17 protein-coding genes and 1 tRNA gene are annotated in these 15298 nt (G+C 46.3%); 6 read left to right on the top strand and 12 right to left on the bottom strand.

The features are described 5' to 3' along the window. The first annotated feature begins 519 nt into the window (after positions 1 to 519). Together ACZ5V1_RS05075 and ACZ5V1_RS05070 are read left to right on the top strand one after the other, a co-directional pair. The gene (locus ACZ5V1_RS05075; RefSeq protein WP_464390920.1) at positions 520 to 2211 is read left to right on the top strand and encodes an anaerobic carbon-monoxide dehydrogenase catalytic subunit; all 1692 of its coding nucleotides are present in this window, start codon (positions 520 to 522) and stop codon (positions 2209 to 2211) included. 206 nt (positions 2212 to 2417) lie between these two features. After that, the gene (locus ACZ5V1_RS05070; RefSeq protein ID WP_464390919.1) at positions 2418 to 4031 is read left to right on the top strand and encodes a sigma-54-dependent Fis family transcriptional regulator; all 1614 of its coding nucleotides are present in this window, start codon (positions 2418 to 2420) and stop codon (positions 4029 to 4031) included. Between the two features lie 227 nt (positions 4032 to 4258). Here the strand turns inward: ACZ5V1_RS05070 and miaA are convergent, their stop codons facing one another. From miaA to rsmD, 3 genes are read right to left on the bottom strand one after another with little or no spacing between them, the layout of a single operon-like run. Continuing rightward, positions 4259 to 5179 (bottom strand): tRNA (adenosine(37)-N6)-dimethylallyltransferase MiaA, encoded by a 921-nt coding sequence (gene miaA / locus ACZ5V1_RS05065; protein ID WP_464390918.1) that lies wholly within the window; start codon positions 5177 to 5179, stop codon positions 4259 to 4261. A 6-nt stretch (positions 5180 to 5185) separates the two neighbouring features. After that, positions 5186 to 5695, bottom strand: a complete 510-nt coding sequence (gene coaD, locus ACZ5V1_RS05060; RefSeq protein WP_160713488.1) for a pantetheine-phosphate adenylyltransferase — start codon at positions 5693 to 5695, stop codon at positions 5186 to 5188. After that, entirely contained in the window at positions 5671 to 6243 is a 573-nt protein-coding gene (gene rsmD / locus ACZ5V1_RS05055) for a 16S rRNA (guanine(966)-N(2))-methyltransferase RsmD (protein WP_464390917.1), read from the bottom strand. The genes coaD and rsmD overlap by 25 nt, the downstream gene beginning before the upstream one ends. A gap of 195 nt (positions 6244 to 6438) precedes the next feature. On the opposite strand from rsmD, the gene ACZ5V1_RS05050 reads away from it, so the two are divergent. The 4 genes from ACZ5V1_RS05050 to ACZ5V1_RS05035 all read left to right on the top strand — a co-directional run bounded on the left by ACZ5V1_RS05050 (position 6439) and on the right by ACZ5V1_RS05035 (position 8823). Beyond that, entirely contained in the window at positions 6439 to 7104 is a 666-nt protein-coding gene (locus ACZ5V1_RS05050; protein ID WP_464390916.1) for an LOG family protein, read from the top strand. Between the two features lie 3 nt (positions 7105 to 7107). Beyond that, positions 7108 to 7668 (top strand): tRNA adenosine(34) deaminase TadA, encoded by a 561-nt coding sequence (gene tadA / locus ACZ5V1_RS05045; RefSeq protein WP_464390915.1) that lies wholly within the window; start codon positions 7108 to 7110, stop codon positions 7666 to 7668. 64 nt (positions 7669 to 7732) lie between these two features. After that, positions 7733 to 7827 (top strand) — tRNA-Ser (locus tag ACZ5V1_RS05040). Between the two features lie 192 nt (positions 7828 to 8019). Next, entirely contained in the window at positions 8020 to 8823 is an 804-nt protein-coding gene (locus tag ACZ5V1_RS05035; protein ID WP_464390914.1) for a phospholipase D-like domain-containing protein, read from the top strand. Positions 8824 to 8881: 58 nt separating this feature from the next. Here the strand turns inward: ACZ5V1_RS05035 and ACZ5V1_RS05030 are convergent, their stop codons facing one another. The 9 genes from ACZ5V1_RS05030 to ACZ5V1_RS04990 form a co-directional block, all read right to left on the bottom strand. Beyond that, positions 8882 to 9088: a hypothetical protein gene (locus ACZ5V1_RS05030; protein ID WP_464390913.1), complete on the bottom strand. Its 207-nt coding sequence runs from the start codon at positions 9086 to 9088 to the stop codon at positions 8882 to 8884. 118 nt (positions 9089 to 9206) lie between these two features. Next, positions 9207 to 10193: a contractile injection system protein, VgrG/Pvc8 family gene (locus ACZ5V1_RS05025; RefSeq protein ID WP_464390912.1), complete on the bottom strand. Its 987-nt coding sequence runs from the start codon at positions 10191 to 10193 to the stop codon at positions 9207 to 9209. Continuing rightward, a complete protein-coding gene (locus tag ACZ5V1_RS05020) occupies positions 10187 to 10387 on the bottom strand; it encodes a tail protein X (protein WP_464390911.1) in 201 nt (66 codons plus the stop codon). The genes ACZ5V1_RS05025 and ACZ5V1_RS05020 overlap by 7 nt, the downstream gene beginning before the upstream one ends. Then, positions 10384 to 10794 carry a phage tail protein gene (locus tag ACZ5V1_RS05015; protein ID WP_464390910.1) on the bottom strand — a complete coding sequence of 137 codons (411 nt, stop codon included), beginning with the start codon at positions 10792 to 10794 and terminating at the stop codon, positions 10384 to 10386. The genes ACZ5V1_RS05020 and ACZ5V1_RS05015 overlap by 4 nt, the downstream gene beginning before the upstream one ends. A gap of 21 nt (positions 10795 to 10815) precedes the next feature. Beyond that, positions 10816 to 12723 (bottom strand): phage tail tape measure protein, encoded by a 1908-nt coding sequence (locus tag ACZ5V1_RS05010; protein WP_464390909.1) that lies wholly within the window; start codon positions 12721 to 12723, stop codon positions 10816 to 10818. A 123-nt stretch (positions 12724 to 12846) separates the two neighbouring features. Further along, positions 12847 to 13089 carry a phage tail assembly protein gene (locus ACZ5V1_RS05005; protein ID WP_464390908.1) on the bottom strand — a complete coding sequence of 81 codons (243 nt, stop codon included), beginning with the start codon at positions 13087 to 13089 and terminating at the stop codon, positions 12847 to 12849. An 8-nt stretch (positions 13090 to 13097) separates the two neighbouring features. Further along, the gene (locus tag ACZ5V1_RS05000; RefSeq protein ID WP_464390907.1) at positions 13098 to 13607 is read right to left on the bottom strand and encodes a phage major tail tube protein; all 510 of its coding nucleotides are present in this window, start codon (positions 13605 to 13607) and stop codon (positions 13098 to 13100) included. Then, complete coding sequence (locus tag ACZ5V1_RS04995) at positions 13607 to 14809, bottom strand: phage tail sheath C-terminal domain-containing protein (protein ID WP_464390906.1); 1203 nt, start codon at positions 14807 to 14809, stop codon at positions 13607 to 13609. The genes ACZ5V1_RS05000 and ACZ5V1_RS04995 overlap by 1 nt, the downstream gene beginning before the upstream one ends. 12 nt (positions 14810 to 14821) lie before the next feature. Continuing rightward, positions 14822 to 15295 (bottom strand): hypothetical protein, encoded by a 474-nt coding sequence (locus ACZ5V1_RS04990; protein WP_464390905.1) that lies wholly within the window; start codon positions 15293 to 15295, stop codon positions 14822 to 14824. Positions 15296 to 15298: the final 3 nt, after the last annotated feature.

Genomic DNA, 15298 nt, shown 5'->3' with positions numbered 1-15298 from the left:
TCTGTTATTCGCCCACCCGACATTCAACGTTCGCTGATTGGCAGATTATATAGAGCAGAAACGCCGCAATGGACTGTGTAACAGCCCGTTTCAAAATCACGCGAAAGCTTTTCTGAACATTTTGTAGTTACAGGTGTCGGGCACAGCTAACGACGGCAACGCTTTTTTGTTCCTCTATACCTTGCCCTCTTTCACCTTGCTCCTTTCACCGTGATCGTTTTCAAAATGCTTCAACACGGGAACCTGAGAGCTGTTCAGCGTAATCGCAACGGAATTTCGTTAACAAAACAACGGCATTCCGTCCTAATCACGGGATTCCGTTGAAAGACGTAGGCGTCAAAAAATTTAGTCACATTATTTTAGCAAGATAGGTATTGAGAAATTTTGGTTCACCTCTTGCTTTGTAAGAACCGCCAAATCAAATTTTTTCCCGCGGAGTGTATGGAGTAACAGGCAATCATCCACATAGCGCCATCTATACCGCCGCTTGCTACCATTCAGTTTTAAAAGGATCTATACATGAAAACAGAAAGCCATATCCATAACGACTGTGATTCTGCCAACAATAAAGCTGCCAGCGATTTACTCCGCTCTGCAGCAAAAGACGTTGCTGCCCATGAAGCACGGACACGAGAGATCATTCTTACCCTGAAAAAAGCTGCGGAAGATGACACGACTCTTTCCATTGTCGGTGAAAGAAAACTGCGTAAAATTGCAGTCGAGTTCGACATCAGCACCAACGGTAAAGAAACAAACGCCATTGCTGCTGAACTTGCGGACGCACTCCTTAATAATCTTAACTGCACAGGGCCCGGCGCCTGCTCCACCCTTAGTGTGGTTGCCCCGCCTGAACGAATTCAGATGTGGCGACAACTTGATCTGCTGCCTGTCAGCTCATCATTTGACGTTTCCACCGCACTGGAACAAACCGCAGACGAGAAACAGGAAGACTGGCAAAAAATCATGAATGCTTCCTTCCGCCTCGGTGGTACATTCTTACTCAACAGTATGGCTGGAAACTCCCTTGCAACTGACTGTCTTTGCGGCCCAGCAGAACGTACTACGACTAAAATTCATCTTGAATCATTGCAGGCTGACACAGTCAACATTGCTCTGTACGAACACATCCCAACCCTTGCAGCTTCGGTAGACGCAACAGCCAAAAGCGAGAAGTTTACCGCTATGGCTAAAGAAGCAGGCGCAACCGGAATCCAGGCGTATGGCATTCGCAGTACTGATGAACCGTCCACAGACACCTCGGACGTCATACTGCCCCTCGCGACAACAAACGGCATCAGCATAGCTCTCGAAACAGGCGCAATTGATGTACTGCTTGCGGATACACAAAAGGTTCAGCCTAAAATTGCAGCCCTTGCCGACTGCTATGCCACCGCCATCGTAACAACCAATGAATCAAGTCATTTTTCCAATGCTGAATTCATTGGCACCGCAAATGAATCACTCGATGTTTTGGCAGAAGCCATTGTCACGCGCGCAATTGAAAGCTTCAAAAACCGTCGTGCTATCAAAAGAGTCCTTCCTGCGGAAGTTATCACCGCTCAAGTAGGTTTCACCCTTGATACAATCGATAAACATTTTGGGTGCATAGAGGTTATCGCTTCCGGTGTAATTAATGGAAGAATTAAAGGTATCGTCAGCCTTTGCGGCGGTTCTCCTACCGACGCTGAATCTGCAAAAAATCTTGCCACATTCGTGAATACCTTGCTTGAAAACAATGTACTGGTCTTCGCAAACGGCTACCCTGCCTTCTCTATGGCGGTTCAAGGTTTCTGCTCCAGTAAAGCACGCGAAAAATGCGGCGATATGCTTCAGCTCTTCCTTGATGCAACCATGCCGCCAGTATGGCACTTTGGCGAAGGCACTGATGTCGCACAGCCTTTGGCAACTTTTAGAGAGATTGCTAAATATGCCGGTCATAAAATGAAAGATCTTCCTTTTGCTGCTGTCATTCCAGAATGGCCTTATGAAGAAGGACTTGGCGCAACACTCGCATTCCGCATGTCAGGATTTGACACCTATCACTTAACTTCTCCTGCATTAGAGCAGGCAGAAGATGTTCAGGATTTTCTGTACAATGGTGCAAAGGATCAACTCGGATCATCCATGCATGTAGTTCCTACTCCTGAGGAACTTGCAACCATGATCATTACTGACTTTAACAACGCGAGATCCACGCTTTGCTGGCGATAGTCCCCACCAGCAACGCGATCACATAGTCCTTTTGTCAGCAGACTCTGCACTGCCTGCCCTTGCCCACCACTTAAGGGCGGGCAGTGCCATTTCACCATCACTCACACTATACGTCATTGCTCTATGCATGAAGCCATCATCTTTAATACCCCCGCAATACCTAACTTACTGTTGTTATGTAGCCCCCTTTGGTTTAGCGTTACGGGATGACTGGTAAGCAAACATTCCACTTAAAAAATATGGAACTACAATCACTTCTTCTGGAAATGGGCGAGCAGCGATCAACAAGCTCGCTCTTCAGTCTTATTGTTAACAGGCTGTTCCAGTTTGATGATGTATCACTCGTACGCATATGGCTCGTAAAAAAAGGCGACATATGCTCATCGTGCCGAATGCTCAAAGAATGTCACCAAAGGGATACCTGCCTACATCTTGTCGCCAGTGCGGGACATTCTGTCGTCAATAAAAATGAAGATTGGTCACGCCTGAACGGAAAATTCAGCAGATTCCCCATGGGCTTTAGAAAGGTGGGACACATTGCTGCATCCGGCCAGCCAGTAATCGTGAAATCCGTCTCGGAAGACTCCAAGTGGATCGTTGACAGGGAATGGACAAAACGAGAGGGAATTAATGGGTTCGCGGGGCATCCCATGCAGTTTCATGGCGAGGTTCTTGGGGTTTTAGCTGTATTTACAAAATCTCAAATAACCCAACCCATTCTCGATGAGCTGAATATCATCACAAACCATTCAGCCACAGCACTGGCTAACGCCAGAGCCTTCGAAAAAATTGAAGAACTCACCACACAGCTTAAAAAAGAAAACAAATATTTACGCGAAGAGCTTTCTGAATCCAGCCTCCACGGCGGGTTTATTGGACATAGCGCAGCACTGCAAAGAATCGTTCAGCAAATCGATCTTGTAGCGCCTACAGAAGCAAACGTGCTCATTCAGGGAGAGTCTGGAACAGGGAAAGAACTTGTAGCCAGAGAATTGCATAGAAGAAGCAATAGAAGCTCAGAGCCGCTTATTAAAGTGAACTGCGCATCGATCCCTAAAGAACTGTTTGCCAGTGAATTCTTTGGACACGCAAAAGGAGCTTTCACCGGCGCGCACACCCACCGTGAAGGAAAATTTGGTGCTGCCCACAATGGAACGCTATTTTTAGATGAGGTAGGCGAAATCCCACTTGAACTTCAGGCTCAGCTGCTTAGAGTCTTACAGGAAGGGGAATACGAACGGGTAGGTGAAGAAAAAGTCCGCAAGGTAAATGCACGCATTATTGCTGCGAGCAACCGCGACCTACTGGAAGAAGTTAAGGCGGAAAGATTTAGAGAAGATCTGTATTTTCGACTCAATGTATTTCCAATCACCGTTCCGCCGCTTCGAAAACGTAAAGATGACATCAAGCCTCTTGCTAATCACTTCCTGCAACGCTCACTCACTGTCATGAAGCGCCCTGTCGTTCAATTTTCTCCAGACCAGCTTGCTACCCTTTCCACATACAACTGGCCGGGTAACATTCGGGAACTGCAAAACATCGTAGAACGATTTGCGATTTCTTCCATCTCAGAATCTGCACAGCTGGACCTTACAGACGGCTTTACAAAAACGCCGCCTGATAGTCCTGAAACAGGTACTGTAGATAACGATCAGTTGCTTACAGAAGAAGAGATGGTTCAACTCCAAGTTAACAACATAAAAAAAGCCTTGAAGCGTTGTAACGGAAAAATCTACGGAGAAGCCGGAGCAGCGCACCTGCTTGGGATGAAGCCGACAACACTCGCAACGCGAATAAAAAAGATGAAAATTTCGCGCTAACAAATTTTCTGATTTTATATGATCCTCAAATGGTAGACGCAAAAAAGGGTGAAGTTACATACTTCACCCTTTTTACATGCGGTCATCATGAATTGTTGCGAAATGAATTGCTACTAAGCGCTACTGGCACACCTGAAACCTGTTCAGGATCAAGGTAATTCTCCTTTACGGAAAAAGTGAGGACGACCTCATCACCCCCCGCCGCAACGTCGTAGACAAAAAACTCTCTACTCAGCTAAAAACCGAGTAACTTCACGATTCATGGTTTCAAAATCTTTGGGTTTAACCCAGATAATTTCTTTATCTTTTCTAAACCAAGTAAGCTGTCGTTTTGCATACGCTCTGGTGTTTTTCAACCACAACGTTTTGCAATCATCCAAAGACATAGCGCCGGTAATGTACTGATACAGCTCGGCACAACCAATGCCCGACCAGCCTGAGGATTCTGGATCATTGTTATGCTTTAACGCTTCACGGGCTTCTTCAATGGCTCCGGCTTCAATCATAAGATCAATGCGTTTGCCAAGCAACGGCGTCAGCTCGTCCAGACTTACATCGATACCGAGGCGTATGCCGCGGAACGGTGTCGGAGTCATCGGTTGAGCATGCCACCACGTAAAAGTCTTACCTGTGGCTCTATACACAGCTAATGCACGACAAATTCTCTGGCTGTCATTAAAGTGAATCTTCGCAGCGTAATCCGGATCAATCTGCGTCAGGTCTTCATGCATAGGCGCTGAGCCACGTTCTGCCATTTCCGCTTCAGCAACATCTGTGTAGGACTGGTCGATTCGAGGAATCTGCGCCAAGCCTTCCAGCAATGCTTTCAAATAAAAGCCTGTTCCGCCTACAAGCAGCGGCAGCAGACCTTCTTCGCGGGTTTGGAGAATTGCTTCAGTCCCCATATCCATGAACTTGCCCACATCAATTTTATCTTCAGTTTTTAAAAAACCATAGAGTTTATGCGGACACACCTGCTGTTCTTCTGCTGTCGGCTGTGCTGTGATTATTGGAAAATCGCGGTACACCTGACGGGAATCCAGATTAACCACACCGCCGTTAAAGGTACGGCTAAGGTTAAAGGACGCAGCAGTTTTACCTGCTCCGGTAGGGCCTACCAGACAGACAATAGGAATTTTTTTAGACATATATATTTAGTTCAGCGGGTACGGGTACCCATATTTTTCGCGAAGCTTACGGTAGACGTTATCCGGCACAAGGCCTTTGATATCGCCGCCCAGCTTACCTGCTGCTTTAATGATGGTAGAGCTGATATACAGCCATTGGTAATCCGTCATCAAAAAGACAGTTTGAATATGCTTTTTGAGTTTACGGTTCATCAATGCAAGCTGGAACTCGTATTCAAAGTCGGACACAGCTCGCAGCCCACGCAATACTACGTGTGCGCCGCGGCGTTCTGCATATTCCACAAGCAAACCGGAGAAAGGTTCCACAGTTACTTCCGGAGTATCTTTAAATACTTCCTCCGCCATCGCCACTCGTTCTGTAATTGAAAACAACGGCGACTTCGGAGTGTCGTTAGCCACCGCAACAATTACACGATCAAAAATTTCGCAGCCGCGTTTAATAAGACTCACATGTCCCATAGTCATGGGATCAAATGTGCCGGGATAAACGGCTACTCGCTCTCCCCTGTTGTCCATAGCAAAATCCTTGTCTGGCCATATGCTTTGTTAGCAATGAGTTCGAGGTCTGAATGGTCTGCTTCCGGCGGGAGCGGGAGCTTAGCTTCAACTTCAGCACAAAGAATGCCGCCTTCTGCCAACCAACCATTCCTAAGCACAGCTTTCAGAGCGGGTGTTAAGAAATTTTTTCCGTATGGAGGGTCAATAAAAATTACATCAAACGGTTCAGTTGCTCTGCGTGAGATCACTTTGAACATATCGTCTGCGATAACACGGTAGCGATGTGATGGAATACCAATCTTTTCCGCATTTTCGGTAATCAATTTAGCAGCGGTTTTGTTCATTTCAACAAACCAAGTCTGCTCTGCACCACGGCTTAACGCTTCAAATGCTAAAGAGCCGCTACCGGCGAACAAGTCCAGAATTCTAGATTCCGGCCAGTACACGCCACGTGACTCAAGCATGGAAAACACTGCCTGACGCACCTTAGAAGTTGCTGGTCGATACCCCGGTGCACTGGTAGTTTTGAGTACTCGCCCTCGGTACTCACCTGAAATAATGCGCATAACTATATAATATCCTTACACTACCCTAAAACTTAAGCAGAAGGGTATATTTACTTTTTCTTTCTTGCCATACTATAAACAACAATTGCTAGCCGATACAGAACCGGTTGCGCGTATTCACGTAGACTACACGTTGCGAAAACAATTTCCAAGTCTGACGAATACCTATTCCCCAGACCTACTTACGGAGCTACTATGAGCACAGCAAAACAATATGTGATTGATTCTCTGTCCACGCAGGAGTCATGGCGACTTTTCCGCATTATGTCTGAGATTGTAGACGGAATCGAAAACTTAAGCGACCTAACAAACTGCGTATCCATTTTTGGTTCTGCACGTACCCCGTCAGACCACCCTATGTATCAGGAAGCCGAAGAAATTGCACGGCTCCTTTGTGAGGGTGGTTACGGTGTCATCACCGGTGGCGGCCCAGGCATTATGGAAGCAGGGAACAAGGGCGCAAAAGAAGCAGGCGGCGTATCTGCCGGACTATGCATCCACCTGCCGATGGAGCAGGACTCCAATCCATTTATAGATGTTAAGTGTAATTTCAAGTACTTTTTTGTACGCAAGCTCATGTTTATCAAATACTCCATGGCGTACGTAGTAATGCCTGGTGGCTTTGGCACACTGGATGAGCTGTCAGAAGCCTTTGTTCTGCGCCAGACAAACAAAATTAAACCGTTCCCGATTATTCTGTACAAAAGCAAATTCTGGGAAGGTTTATTAGACTGGACACGCGAGCAGATGGTTTCTGCAGGCTACATTAGCGAAGAAGAACTGGATGCCATGGTTATTTTAGATACACCGGAAGAGGTGGTTCAATACATCATGGAACATTCACCGAGCCTGCAAGGGTAGATAATGACGACCAGACGCGAACTAGACCATTGTTACGATGCCCTGACCGCCCTGCCGCAAGGCTGGGCAAGCTGGGACGACTTAATGCGGGTAGCCATGGAAGAGGCGCACAAAGCCGAAGCCATAGACGAAGTACCCGTAGGCGCGCTGCTTGTGGCACCGGATGGAACAATTGTGGCCAAGGCATACAATAGAACCATCACCGACAATGACCCTACAGCACACGCAGAGATTCTGGCATTACGCAAAGCAGGCGATCTACTGCAGAACTACCGCACAGAAGATTTAGTGCTCGTAGTAACATTGGAACCCTGTCTTATGTGCAGCGGCGCACTAGTTCATGCTAGAGTAAGAGGCGTAGTGTACGGCGCACCGGATCACAAAACCGGCGCACTGGACTCCCAGCTGAACAGCTTTGAACTGCCGTTACACAACCATGCAATATGGCACACTTCCGGCATCTTGTTAGATGAATGCAGCAGCATGCTTTCCGCCTTTTTCAAAAAACGCAGGAACCAAATAAAAGCTGCCAAGGAAGCCCAAAAAGCTCAGAGCCCATCGTAACAATTCGCAATTGTGCAGTTAACAACTTGCAATGCTGCATAAAATTGCATAAACAACCATCAACGGAGAGGTAGCGAAGTCCGGCTGTAACGCACACGACTCGAAATCGTGCTTAGGTCTTAAAGCCTAACGAGGGTTCGAATCCCTCCCTCTCCGCCATATAATGAATAATAAAAAGGCTTTAGTCTATTGACTAAAGCCTTTTTTGCGTTCATTTTTTGACTCGAAATATTTTTGTGACTCGATTTACGACTCGATTTTGTAAAAAGAGTCACGTCAATTCATCGCTTTATTCCTCCTACAAGGCACAAAACAACAATGAAACTTTCTTAAAAATCAATAGAAGCACTTGTGGGCTTAATTACAGCTGATAGCTCTTCTGTGCCTTCGCCTTCTCTATCTGGTCCTAAGCTAATTAAGCTCTTCAACCTCTTTGGTGTTAACGATGAATACACATCTGAAGGGCTGCCCGGAAACGTCAGCAGAGCGATGTATACCGAGAACACACTTAACAAGCTCAATAACTCAATTGAATTCAGAAATCTTATTGAGCACCTCGTAGAGACCCGCCGGATTGACAACGCCGATGATGTGGCAAAAAAAATTAATAGTATTATTAGATACGATGGTTACGAGCTGAAAAAAAACTCAAAAGAAATCTACAAAGTTATCGGTGGCAACCTCTCAAGCCCTGCGGATATAGAAGCTCATTTCAAGAATATTCGCTGTTGCATCATAGAACAAATTAGAAAAGCGCGCTTTACCATTTGGGTTGCTGTTGCTTGGTTTACTGATAAGAAAATTGGAAATGAGCTTTGGAAAAGACACCAGCAAGGTCTTAACATTCAAGTTATTGTCAATGATGACGACACAACCAGCCAACGTGGGCTCAAATTCAATGAACATGAAATAGAATATTATACAGTTTCCCCAAACACTTCCTTCGGAAAAAAACTTATGCATAATAAATTTGCAATATTTGATTTCGAAACGGTTATCCACGGATCATACAACTGGACAAATAATGCTCAATACAATGATGAAAACATTACTACTACAATAGACCGTGCACTTGCTCAGGATTTCGCAGCTAAATTCATTGAACTAAAAGTTTCTGCACGAAAAACGCTCACCAAACAGAAGAAACTTATTTAATTCACATCATATTTAGATGTATAAAAGGAAGCTACTCAATGTAACTTCCTTTTATACGCTATGCTGCGACTTTTATAATCTTAGCTAACTCTTGTTCCAGAATGTCAGCTTTTCCTTTTGCAAGTTCTTTAAAGATTATTAAAACTTCTTTTGTATCATCATCGTCACTTGTGTTTTTAATTACATAATTCAATCCACTCTCAAGTTGGCAGATATAGGTAATTGCTTGCTGAATTGTAACTTCAGAATGTCCTTGAGTCGTCATGTGCACCTCTATTCAACAGAGTAGTTAAAAAGTAAAAGAGACGGACATGGTAACAAATTATTTACAATGAGCAACAATTTAATTTTTTTGTATTGCACAATACAAAAAAAATTTACACCTATGCTAGGATCTCACCCTCAACATTAGTCACCCCACCACTACTACTCATTGCATGTGTTGCCTTGGTAACGCTCCATTCACCATCGATGCCAGTGCGGAACTGTTGCAATATTAGACGGGATTCTGCGACCAGATCCGGCGTAAAGGGAAGTGATAGAGATAGAGTTGATTTGCCCCGCACAAAAGATTTAAGCCGCTTCTGCACTGCTGTAGTTGCGGCTTTTTTATCGGCATACATTCCTTTAAGGCGAAACACTGGTTCACCAGCTCCGGCGTGTACTTCTATGTCTTTGGCTGCTGCTGTATCTCGATACGTTGCAGTTACACTTTTGTATGCTTGACGTTGGGAGAGTTTCACAGAACCGCTCGTTATTTGCTGCTTTGTAATCGCGATAGTAGGCATCAGCTGCCCTCTAATGTTCTTACCCTCACCACGCTCTACAAATAACAATTTGCCGCCGTTAGCTTTGGCTATCGCGTCGTGTTCTTTTGCTATTCGAGTAAGCACGTTCATGTCGGATTCGTCGATCTGGTCAATGTGTGGCAATGGCACGTTTGCCAAGCTAGGAGCCACAGCCGGAGTAAGGGCGTGATCATTTGCAATAGCACTTACTAAATCGCTGATGGTGCCAGCAGGAAAAGAGCGGGACTTTTGAGACTGTAGCGGAGTAAAGCCGGAGTTGCTTTTTTTAAGTGGTGCAGCATTGGCGGTAATCGTCATGCTGTCCGGTGGAAAACTTAACGTCACCTCATCAACAACATACTTACCCATAAGCCGTAAGTTATTCCTGTAACCCATGTACACGGTCAGTTCTGCGCCGGAGTCCGGCAACGCAATTCTTGAATCGCTTAACGTGATACTCAACTTGTCGGACTTGTATCCGGCCTCATCTGTAATTGTGATCTGTCCGCTCTGCCCTTTTAGTAGCTGGGTAATGTCGTTCCCGTTCGCTTCCACGCGGTAATCAAGCGCGTAATCTACCATAGCGTTACACTTTCTTTCTGACTGGGCTTCGGCAGATCCGGAAGGACAACGGCAAGTCCTGCAGGAAGTATCGGGCCGTGTTTAACAAGTCCTCTGTTTGCTTCCAGCACTTGCTCAAATGCTCCGGCCTGTCCATCGTAATACTTGAAAACAACAGCATCCAGCACATCACCTTGCTTGGTTCTATAGATCATATCTTTTCACCAAAATATTTTAGTTCCAGCGTAAACTCGATCTTCTGCGGAATACCAGCAGGAAGAAATTCACTGGCTTTTTCTTTAACTGTTGTGATGCACCAGTAACCAAGAATATTTCGATTCGTTTCTGCAAGGCCAAAAAGATCTACCAGCAAAAGCGGCTTGCCCGTTTGGGCTTCGGCGCGCATGGCTTCTACTTGCCCAAGTCCACCTTTAAAGGTGGGATAAATTACCCCCGGCAAGCTCAAAGAATCTGCGCCTGTTCCTGTGAACTGCAAAGAAGGATTTCTACCTAATCGAGCCTGTTCTGCCCAAATGTACTTACTTGTACGAGCCATGCTCTGATATGCCGCAGTATCAAGAGAAAATGTATACTCACCAAGCTTCATCATAGGGACTGCCATAACGCCTCCAACCAAATAGAATTAAATAGGATCATAAAGTGCAGCAGAGTCGGCAGCAAACTGGTGGTGCACGGCTTGTGCTATTTCCTGCGAGCTTTGTCCCTCTGCCGCCTGTACATGAATGGTAATTTTTCGGTTATCTGTAATCTGTTTAGACTCGACCGGAGCCGCAGAAGAAAGCGGCATTGTAGGCAACGGAATTGGTTGACCTGCTGGGACGTTATCGGGCTGCTGTCCATATTGTGCATATGCGCTGCCCACTGGCCTTACATGCTGACGTGTTGGTGTACTTGCACCTTTCTTTTTCTTTTCTGCGTCCTCTTCATCACCTCCGAAGCCAAAGAACGTAGCTACAGCACTACCGATTCCACCTGCTGAAAACGACTTGTACAACTCGTCCCACATTACAGCCAATCGACCAACAGCAAGAATTACAGCACCGATGACAAGCCCCATTGGGTTCGCCATAACAGCCATGCCTACAGCTTTAATGCCAGCAATCAGAGCCGGAAACTGTGCCGAGACTAACGGTGCAACAGCACTCCCTACATCCCAAATTGATTTCGCCATCATAAAACCGGAGTACGCGAACTTTGCGCCGATGATCGCACCGACAATTCCCGCCATATTTCCGAACCCACCAACCGCATCGGAAACCCATACGATTGTACTGCCTACAGTGGTCAATACGTTAAGCATAGCGAAAGCAAATTCGCCTATTTTCGGTAAGGCTTCGCCTAAGCCTTCACCAAAGGCTTTGATCTCGTCTCTATGTTCATCAAACATAGCCCCAATCTTAGGAGCCAAGTTTTCAATATATGGAGCCAGCACACCACCGATTAGGCCGGAAAACTCACCAGCAGCACTTGAAACAACGCTGCCCAATTTCCCTACGGACTGCGAATATTGAAGCGCGCCTTCACGCCCTTCATCTGTCATCAAATTCAGCTTTTTTTGCTGATCTAGCAGCTCATCCACACCCTCCTTACGGGTACGAAGGAAGCCGAAAAACTTGTTAGCTTCGCCGCCCATTAAAATGTCAGCCGCAGACTGTGCCGCCTGTGCATCGTCCATATTCTTAATGGCGGACGCAATGGTTTTAAACTGCTGCTCTGGAGAAAGGTTTTCGAGATCTTCAAACGCAAGCCCGAGCATCTGGAGAGATTCAGTTACGGGCGTAATCTCGCCAAGCCCTTTGGATTCACCAAGCTTATTTGTCATCTCTTCCATGAGATCACCAACAGCATCGGCCTCGAATCCTGCTTCCTTGGCTAACCCACCCCATGCGCCAAACGCTTCACCGGAGACACCAAGAGCTTTTGCAAGCCTTACCTGTTCTGCGGTCTGCGTATTTACAACGGTAACACCCGCAGTGAAGGCCGCTACAGAAGCCCCAACACCTACTGCCATGCGTCCAGCTTGTTTACCTGTGTGGGCAAATTTATCGCCCACGTTCTGCATAGCAGCACTTGCTTTCTGCATGGCCTTCATTTTGGCCTTAGCTTTATCAAGAGACTTTGCCAGCCGCTTTTGCTCCGAGGCAAGCTTGTGTGTATCTACACCAGCATCTTGCAGCTCGTTGCCTAGTGCATCCAACTTAGTTTTTTGATGCTTATATGCAGAACCCGCCTTGTCAGCAGCACGGCGGGCTTTAAGCATATCCCGTTCCATTTCACGAGAGGGCTTTGCAACACTTTTAAAGGCACGCTCGAGCTTGTCGGCTTCACGCTTGAGAGTCCGGTATTCACGCCCAGCTTGTCGCACCTGATCCGGATTAAACTTTTCCAGCATGTCCTGCTGTTTTTTGAGATTGAGAATAGAATCCCCGACCTCGGAAAAGTCACCCTTCACCGTCTGTGTTACAGACTTGAACGAGGACGCAACTGCGCCCCCGATCTCAATAATTGCAGAATGTTTTTTAACTGCCATCCGCCCTCCTAAGCTCATGCACCCACATTGCAAGCTCTTCGCACGACATTTCCATTAAATCGCTGTGCCCCCAGCCTGTAAAATGGGCGAGATACAGCACATAGTTACGCACGAGCTCAGGCGTTAGGATAAAAAATCGCTATAAGCCGCCATTAACTGGTTATAGTCTACAAGCTCAAACTCTTCCAAAACTGTTGTTGAAATCTCGCACAGGTTGGAAAAAAGAGTCAGTTCCATTTCTTCTTTCCCTGCTGCTTTCTGGGCAACAATCTGATCGCGTACTTTAGGCGCACGCATGGTAATCACTTTGTATTCGTGGTTCTCAACAGTTACAGGATACTTCAGTTCAATCTGTGTTGTTCGCATAGAGACTCCTACAAGCCGAGATTAGCGCGGTGCTGTGCAAGCTGATCCACACCGTTAATAATTCGTTTCATGTTCAGCACGTCAATTTCGTGCACTTCTTTACCGTCCTGCGTGTACTTGTAGTAGCCTAAGTTTACGGTATATTCCGTTGCGCTCTCGCCACCTTCTGACCAAGCACCAGCAGCAATCTTAGTAACCTTGCCAGTCATGTTGATCACTACAGGTGTTACTGTACCGTCATAGCTTTCAAGGCTGGCCCGTGCTGTAAGCCGCACTCCACCGTCTTTACTGACACCAAACAAGCTGAGTGTTTCCACGCAATGCTTTGTAGTGGAAAACGTAACAACAAGCTCTTCCATGCCCTTATCAAGCGAAACTGGCGCATCCATGCCACCAGCACGAAAAGACTCAAGTTTTAAGCTCAGCTCCGGTAATTTCACTTCTTTAATATTGCCCGCAAAGCCTTGACCATCAACAACCAGATTTGCACTTTTTAATACATTTTCAGCTACACCCATTACTTGAATACCTCCTCAACATAGCCATTTGTCATACGACTGCGGAATGTCACACGCTCTGCCGTGTATGCTGGAGTAAAGTCAAAATCAAAATAAGTATGCCCCTGCTCAATTTCGCTTGCACTGTTAATTTCTGTATCAACCCAACACTTGCCACCCAAAATTGCGCCCTTTTGCTGCATAGTGCGTAAAAACTGGTTTACGGATTCTTGCACAGCTTCAAAATAAGTACGCCCTACAGGTCTATCTACAGCCCATAAGTGCGCTTGCTGAATAGACTCGTTAATCATATCCGCAATACGTCGGGTAGAGAGGAACGACCAACGCGCATCGCTGGACGTGGTACGGTTGCCCCATAATCTGTAGCCATCTTCGCAAATAATGGTAGCAATCTTGTTTTCGTTCAGGACATTCGATTCACTGACAGTATCGCCCAACTCAAACGGCATAGGCCGCGCAGTGCCTGAAATACCGCTAATCAGCTTATTAGAAGGCGACCACCAGAAACCTTTTTCTGCATCGGTCCGCGAAATAACACCCGCCACACGCGCGGAAGCAGGTTCATCTACAAACACGCCGTTACGATACACAGTAACGAACGGATCTACGATGTAGACACGAGCGGAGCCAAACAACTTGGCATCCTGCATTGCTGCTTCTGAGTCCGTATTACAACCATCTTTGATGGAAATAGCCTTGAGTCTATCGGCAATAGATTCAAGCTCAGCAGCTACAGGGTTTTTAAAGTAGGTTCCAACGTTCTCCGGATCTTCATAACGCTGATGCGTAAAGCCCGGAGCAATCAAAATTTTTGGTTTGACGGCGCATTTAGATTTAGCACCAAGCAATGCATGTACGCCCTTCATGCCTTCGTTAGTCGTGCCACCCACAACATTTGTCATGGTAGCGGCATCGTCTGCGCCTTCTGCAACACGAACAACAACCACAAGCCCGTGGTGCTGGTCAAAAATCGCATCCATTGCATTAGGAAGCGTTCCGGCACGACTGCCTTTTGTATCCAACTTGGCGACTTTCCGCGGGCTTCCATATATCAATACTGGAGTATCAAGCGGAAACTCTATTTCATCCGCATCTGGAGCAGTGCCGACAATACCGATAACAGAAGAACGCACCACCTTAATCGGGCGACCGCCTTCATCAATCTCGATAAACTCGACACCATGTAAAAAGTCTGTACTCATGGGTTACAATCCTTACTCTGTAGTTTGGTCTGAAAGTTCTTGTAGTTTGGTGGTGAGCGTTACGAGTTCTGCACGCAGAGCTTGTGCTTGCTCTTCAAGCTCTGCAAGGCGGTTTTCGTCAAATTCGGTTGCTGTGCCTGCTACTTTTGCGCGTAGGGGGCGCACGGAAACAAGGTCATTTGTAGTAAGTTCTTGCTGAATTTCGGCAATGCGTTGCGCTACTAACTCCAGTTCAGTTGGCTCTGGTGGTACCATAGCGTCAAGCCGTGCTTTTTCAGCGTGCCAAGCATCTACGTAAGGCTGTAATTCGAATGCTGATACAGGCGCAGCACTCACACCGCCGTCCTGTGTTTGAAATTCAATGTGCCCTTGCAGTCCGTCAAACTGGATAGCATGAAGGTTTTCGTCAAAATTAAATCTTGAAAGTTTAAGAGCCTCGCCATTAACCAATACTAATTTGTCTGGTGCAATAACTGTAATGTGCATAAT

This window comes from Halodesulfovibrio oceani subsp. galateae (genome assembly GCF_055397225.1).
This window is presented reverse-complemented; position numbering and strand designations above follow the sequence as displayed.

Coding starts and splice junctions, on each gene's coding strand:
- ACZ5V1_RS05050 (WP_464390916.1), top strand. CDS start 6,439: ATGAGCACAGCAAAACAATATGTGATTGATTCTCTGTCCACGCAGGAG.
- ACZ5V1_RS05015 (WP_464390910.1), bottom strand. CDS start 10,794: ATGGCAGTCCCTATGATGAAGCTTGGTGAGTATACATTTTCTCTTGAT.
- ACZ5V1_RS05005 (WP_464390908.1), bottom strand. CDS start 13,089: ATGCGAACAACACAGATTGAACTGAAGTATCCTGTAACTGTTGAGAAC.
- tadA (WP_464390915.1), top strand. CDS start 7,108: ATGACGACCAGACGCGAACTAGACCATTGTTACGATGCCCTGACCGCC.
- ACZ5V1_RS05075 (WP_464390920.1), top strand. CDS start 520: ATGAAAACAGAAAGCCATATCCATAACGACTGTGATTCTGCCAACAAT.
- coaD (WP_160713488.1), bottom strand. CDS start 5,695: ATGGACAACAGGGGAGAGCGAGTAGCCGTTTATCCCGGCACATTTGAT.
- ACZ5V1_RS05000 (WP_464390907.1), bottom strand. CDS start 13,607: ATGGGTGTAGCTGAAAATGTATTAAAAAGTGCAAATCTGGTTGTTGAT.
- rsmD (WP_464390917.1), bottom strand. CDS start 6,243: ATGCGCATTATTTCAGGTGAGTACCGAGGGCGAGTACTCAAAACTACC.
- ACZ5V1_RS04995 (WP_464390906.1), bottom strand. CDS start 14,809: ATGAGTACAGACTTTTTACATGGTGTCGAGTTTATCGAGATTGATGAA.
- ACZ5V1_RS05025 (WP_464390912.1), bottom strand. CDS start 10,193: ATGGTAGATTACGCGCTTGATTACCGCGTGGAAGCGAACGGGAACGAC.
- ACZ5V1_RS05010 (WP_464390909.1), bottom strand. CDS start 12,723: ATGGCAGTTAAAAAACATTCTGCAATTATTGAGATCGGGGGCGCAGTT.
- miaA (WP_464390918.1), bottom strand. CDS start 5,179: ATGTCTAAAAAAATTCCTATTGTCTGTCTGGTAGGCCCTACCGGAGCA.
- ACZ5V1_RS04990 (WP_464390905.1), bottom strand. CDS start 15,295: ATGCACATTACAGTTATTGCACCAGACAAATTAGTATTGGTTAATGGC.
- ACZ5V1_RS05030 (WP_464390913.1), bottom strand. CDS start 9,088: ATGACGACTCAAGGACATTCTGAAGTTACAATTCAGCAAGCAATTACC.
- ACZ5V1_RS05020 (WP_464390911.1), bottom strand. CDS start 10,387: ATGATCTATAGAACCAAGCAAGGTGATGTGCTGGATGCTGTTGTTTTC.
- ACZ5V1_RS05070 (WP_464390919.1), top strand. CDS start 2,418: ATGACTGGTAAGCAAACATTCCACTTAAAAAATATGGAACTACAATCA.